General features: G+C 30.1%; 5 protein-coding genes. All 5 read left to right on the forward strand.

The genetic code is table 11. From position 1 onward, the window contains the following. A partial coding sequence (locus ABWP60_RS09380) for a hypothetical protein (protein ID WP_353151737.1) occupies positions 1–956 on the forward strand: 956 nt, incomplete at its 5' end. Beyond that, on the forward strand, positions 949–1,950 hold the full coding sequence (locus ABWP60_RS09385; RefSeq protein WP_353151739.1) for a vWA domain-containing protein: 1,002 nt from the start codon (positions 949–951) through the stop codon (positions 1,948–1,950). The genes ABWP60_RS09380 and ABWP60_RS09385, both read left to right, overlap by 8 nt. Beyond that, on the forward strand, positions 1,950–3,602 hold the full coding sequence (locus ABWP60_RS09390; protein ID WP_353151741.1) for a VWA domain-containing protein: 1,653 nt from the start codon (positions 1,950–1,952) through the stop codon (positions 3,600–3,602). The genes ABWP60_RS09385 and ABWP60_RS09390 overlap by 1 nt, the downstream gene beginning before the upstream one ends. A 1-nt stretch (position 3,603) precedes the next feature. Next, positions 3,604–5,337: a BatD family protein gene (locus tag ABWP60_RS09395; RefSeq protein ID WP_353151743.1), complete on the forward strand. Its 1,734-nt coding sequence runs from the start codon at positions 3,604–3,606 to the stop codon at positions 5,335–5,337. 151 nt (positions 5,338–5,488) lie between these two features. After that, a partial coding sequence (locus tag ABWP60_RS09400; protein ID WP_502904818.1) for a PorZ beta-propeller-like domain-containing protein occupies positions 5,489–6,072 on the forward strand: 584 nt, incomplete at its 3' end.

The following is a 6,072-nucleotide window of genomic DNA, read 5'->3' on the forward strand; positions in this document are numbered from 1 at the left end:
AAATAATAAAATCATATTTTGAAAAAACGTTAGAATTTTCTGCGTTAGAAAGTACCACGGAACAGTTTATTTTTAAACTAAAAAATGCAGTAAAAAATAAGAAATTTCAAATTTCAGACGCTACGATTAGTCAAATTGAAACACTTTTTACCAAAGCAGATTTGGTAAAATTTGCAAAAATTTTAATTGATTTACCTGAACAAAATGAAGATAAAATAGCTTCCGAAAATTTAATTAATGTTTTTCATAAAACCTTACCCGTTTCTGCCGAAGAACAACAAGTGGCGTTGGCCAAATTAGCGGCACAACAGCAACAAAATAAATATAAAAATATCAGACAAGCGGCATTTATTGTAACTTTTTTAGTGGCAATGGTTGCTGTTGTTACCTTTTTTGGATGGGAAAATGTAACCCATTATTTTTCTGCAAAAATTAACGGAAAAGATGCCGATTATTATCTAAAAAAAGAATGGTTAGTTTCAGAATACGGTTTACCTATTTTGCAAGTAGAAACGCCAGAAATTTTAGTTCGTGATTTGGTAACATCTAAAAACCCAAACATTAAAAATATCGCGCAATTTTCTTGGCAAAAACCGGATGATAAATTAGCAATCTCAGTACAAACTATCGCATATAAAGATTCAATAAAAGTAAATATAAAACAACTTTTTAATGACGAATTAAGTCAGTTATTGCAAGATCAAGCTAAGAAAATTCAAACTACAGCAAAAAAATTTAAAAACATAAAAGCGCTTTCTGGAGATGTTTTAGAAGGAACTTTTGAAATAACTGAAGCGAATGAAACCAAAAAAATGCGATTTTTTACCGTTTTTATTTCTGATAGTTACGGCATACAAAAACTCAGAATTACCCACGATGCTAAGGACAAATTAGGTAAAGATTTTATAAATCGAATTACAAATAGTCTCGAACAAATAAATCAAGAAGATGAATAGCGCCTTTATGCATCCTCATTTTTTATGGTTGTTATTGATTATTCCAATAGCTGTGTTTTGGCATTTTGTAACAATCAAACAACAACACCCAGCCATAAAAATAAGCACAACAGAAGGGTTTTCCATACCAAAATCTTGGGTAATGAAATGCCGTCCATTTTTGTTTTTGTTAAAACTAGTGGTGTTAGGATTTGTAATTATTGCTTTAGCACGACCAAGAAACACTCAAAAATCAAGTTATACAGCTAGTAAAAACGGGATTGATATGGTTATTGCTACTGATGTATCGGGAAGTATGCTAGCTACCGATTTTAAGCCAAACCGATTGGAAGCCATAAAAAAAGTTGCCGAATCATTTATAGAGAAACGAACAAATGATAGAATTGGTTTAGTGGTGTATGCAGGTGAAAGTTACACCAAAACGCCAGTAACATCAGATAAAGCAATGTTGCTAAACGCTCTAAGAGAAGTACAATATAACGGTTTGGTTTTACAAGATGGAACCGCAATAGGAATTGGTTTAGGAACCGCAATAAACCGAATTAAAAATAGCAAAGCAAAATCTAAAATCATAATTTTATTAACTGATGGTGTAAATAATGTGGGTAGTTTAGATCCTATTTCAGCAGCAGAAATTGCCAAAGATTATGGCATAAAAGTATATACTGTTGGAGTAGGAACAAACGGAATGGCTAATTTTCCTGTAGCAAAAGACAGTAATGGGAATATTGTTTTTCAACCACAAAAGGTTGAAATAGACGAAAATATTTTACAAGAAATCGCAGCAATAACTAAAGGAAAATATTTTAGAGCTACTGATAATAATAAATTAGAGGCTATTTATGATGAAATTGACGGTTTAGAAAAGTCTAAAATATCAGAAAATCGCTTGATGCTATTTGACGAACAATTTCGTATTTGGTTACTTTTGGGATTATTAGTTTTGGTATTAGAAATGATTTTAAGTCGCACACTATTTAAAAGTTTTATATAATGTTTGAATTTGAATCGCCCTATTATTTTATTTTGTTGTTGCTTATTCCAATTGGTATAGTAGCGCAAAATAGCTATGTAAAATGGCAATCCGAAAAACAATCCGAATTTGGAGAGGAGCAAGCAATGGAGAAACTATTTGTGCAAGCGTCTAAAAGCAAACCAAAACTAAAATTTATGCTACAAATCATGGCTCTTTTTTTTATAGCTTTAGCGTTGGTGAATCCAAAACTGGGTTCTAAAGTTGAAACAGTTCCTGCTAAAGGAGTAGAAATAGTGTTTGCCATTGATGTTTCAAAAAGTATGTTATGTGCAGATGTTCAGCCCAATCGATTGGAAAAATCCAAGCAAATTATAACCCAAATTATCAATTCAATTGGTAGCGATAGAATAGGAATTGTAGCTTATGCTAGTAGTGCTTACCCTGTGTTACCTATGACAACGGATTATGAATTGGCAAAAATGTTTACACAAAGTATGAGTTCAGATATAATATCTTCTCAAGGAACAGCAATTGAAAGCGCTATTCAAACTAGTGTGGATTTCTTTGACAATCCAACTTCGGGAAAAGCTATTATTTTGCTATCAGATGGCGAAGATCACGAAAATACTTCTTTTGATGTTTCTAAACTAACAAAAGAAAAAAAAGTAAAAATAATTACTGTTGGTATTGGAACTTTAAACGGCGGCACAATTGAATTTGTGGATGAATTGGGTTTTCAACAAGTTAAAAAAGATAAAAACGGACAAGTTGTAACTACGAAACTAAACGAAGAGGTATTACAAAAAATTGCTTCAGAAACCAATGGAACGTATTGTAATGATTCACAAATATCAAAAGTGGTAGCTATAATAAAATCGGCATTAGCATCGGTAAAACAACAAGAATTTAAAGCCCAACAATTGGCACAGAAACAATCGCAATTTCAGTGGTTTTTAGGCATTGCTTTTGTATTGTTACTATTAGAATTTTTTATAACTAACCAGAAGTTCAAAGGTTTTTTTATCAAAAATTGGTTTCAAAACAAACAAATTAGCTTAGTTTTTCTTTTATTTTTTGTGACTACAACTACTTTTTCACAGGAAAATAAGTCGGTGAATTTTCAACAAAAAGAAAAACGATTACGAGTAATAAAAGCCAAAGAAAAAACGCAAAAACAACAAGCAGAATACAATTTAGGCAATACTATTTATAAAAATAAAAAGTATAGTGAAGCCATAACAAATTATAAAAATGCCGCCCAAATTGCAAAAAATAATTTACAAAAACACAAAGCGTATCATAATTTAGGTAACGCTTACATGCAAGATAAAAATTATAAATTAGCAGTTGATTCATACAAAAATGCTTTAAAGGCCAATTCTAAAGATGAAAAAACTAGATATAATTTAGCATTAGCAAAAAAATTATTAAAAAAATATCCGCCAAAATCAAATCCAAAAAAGAAGAAAAAAGATAAGGAAAACAAACAGAAAAAAGACAAAGACAATTCAAATAAAAAAGATAAAAAAACACCAAAAAAACCAAGCGCCAACAAACAGCGAATGGATAACGTGCTAAAAGCAATTAGCAATGAAGAAAAAAAAGTACAAGAAAAAGTAAACGCAAACAAAACAAAAACAAACACTACTAGTACAGAAAAAGATTGGTAATATGAACAATAAAATAAAAATACTATTAACCTTCCTACTTTTCCCTTTTCTTTCCTTTTCACAGGTTAAATTAGATGTAAAAGCAGAAAAAACAAACCTTAAAATTGGTGAAGTGATTCAGGTTACTTATATTTTTAACGAAGAAGGCACAAACTTTACACCGCCTAATTTTAATGGGTTTAACAAGGGTGGTTCTTACGTTTCATCTAATCAAGAATACAGTAATGGAAATTACGCCATACAACAAGTGTATACCTATGTAATTCAGGCTGCTAAAGCGGGAAGATTAGTTATTTCTCCCGCAACAATTAAATTTAACGGAAAAACATTTGCATCAAAATCTGTAGCGGTTTCTGTTTCCAATGAAAAAGCTACTGATGCCATACTGAGAAACCAAAATTCAAATAACATACCGAAACCGGCCACTGTAAATAAATCCATTTCGGGCGCAAATAATTTATTGTTTATTGATGTAGAAGTTAGTAAAACCACCGCCTTTGTAAATGAACCAGTTGAGGTGCTTTATCGTATTTATTTGGCACCCAATTTAGAGATTGAGCTAAACAAAAATATAGTTACTAAATTCAACAACTTTTGGAGTCAAACAGAAGATGTACAAGGCGGATGGGAGCGAAAGGTTGTAAATAACAGAGTATTCAAATCTAAAATTTTCAAAAAAGCCATATTGTACCCGCAAAAAATAGGAAAATTAGAAATAACACCCATCACATTAGATTTAAATATCAGTTATCCAACAGGAGATTTTGATTTTTTTGGTGATCCAGAATTTGATGTAGCCAGAAGAGAAATTGTTTCCAATTCTAAAAATCTTCAAGTACTTTCTTTGCCTGAAAAAGGAAAACCAGATAATTTTACAGGCGCAGTTGGCACCTTTGAATTTAAAGCAAATGTTACAAAAAACGAATTAAAATCAGGAGAATCTTTACAGTTAGATTTTATTGTTTCAGGAAAAGGAAATTTAAAATTATTTGAAATTCCTAAACCTAATTTACCATCTAATTTTGAAATTTACGAACCAAAACATCAAGAATTTATAAACGAAAACATAAACGGAATTTCAGGGAAAATTGTAGATAGTTATACCATAATCCCTCAAGATAAAGGTAATTTTAAAATAAAATCACAAAATTTCTCTTTTTTCGATATAACATCAAAAACATATAAAACCATTTCATCTGAAGCTATAAATTTAGACGTTTCACAAGGCATAAATCAAGCGAATGATACTTCGGTTTCAACATCTAAATTAGCTGAAAAATCCCAAAAAACAGCACCAGCACCAGATTTTGAATTTACATTTTTTCATTTTATTGGGTGTGTAACTTTAGTTGGTTCTGCTTTATTGTTTTTTATTTTAAAAAGAAACCAATCAGATGTTTCTGAAGCGATAATTACAGAAATAAAACCTGAAAAAAAGGAGTTTTCTGTAAATGATATGCAACAATTTATAACAAATAAAGAAGTGTTTTACCAAGAAATGGAACTCAAAATGAATGCTTTTTTACTCTATAAATTTGGATTAGAAAAAGCGGACTTGAATAAAGAAAACATCATTCAAAAATTTCGGGAAAACCACATTTCTCAAGAAACCACAAACGATTTTGTCAAGCTGTTACAAAATTGTGAAAAAGCAAGATATATGCCAACATCTGATGGAAATATGCAAATGGATTTTGAAAAACTACAACAGTTAGTTCAAATTATAAACGAATAAAGACAATAATCGTTATATAATTTTGTTTAGTGTATATTTGTAGTTCAACTTATTTTATGAAATCGCCATTAACAACTAGTTTGCGCAAGCAAACACCGATAAATAAAAAAGCGATACCATATATGACTGCTAAAAAATAAATTTTACATATATGAAAAAAATACTTTTCTATTTATGCTTTTGTTTTTCGATACTTTCTTTTTCACAACAGAAATTATGGAAAGGTTATTTTTCATTTAATGAAATTACAGACATTTGTATTTCAGATCAGAAGGTATATTCCAGCACTAAAAATTCAATTTTTAATAAAGACGTTTCTTCAAATATTTTAACCACTTTTACTTCAATAAACGATGTAAAACCTGATGAAATTACTGCTATTTTACACACATCAAATAATTGTACTTTAGTTGGAAATAAAAACGGATTAATTATCCTTATAAAACCAGATGGCACTACGTTAAATAAAGTAGACATCATTACCGATGTGCCCGTACCGCCCAATAGTAAAAAAATTAATGATTTTTATGAACATGAAGGTAAAGTATACGTGTCAACACAATACGGAATTAGCGTAATTAAGTTGTCAAATTTTGAAATTGAAAACAGTTTTTATATCGGAAATTCAGGCGAATTTACAGATGTTTTACAAACCACAATTTTTAACAATGAAATTTTTGCAGTAACCCGAACACAAGGCATAAAAAAAGCAAGTGTAACCAATCCTTTTTTATA

The sequence above is a fragment of the Flavobacterium sp. genome (genome assembly GCF_040402895.1).
Classification (GTDB): Bacteria; Bacteroidota; Bacteroidia; order Flavobacteriales; family Flavobacteriaceae; genus Flavobacterium.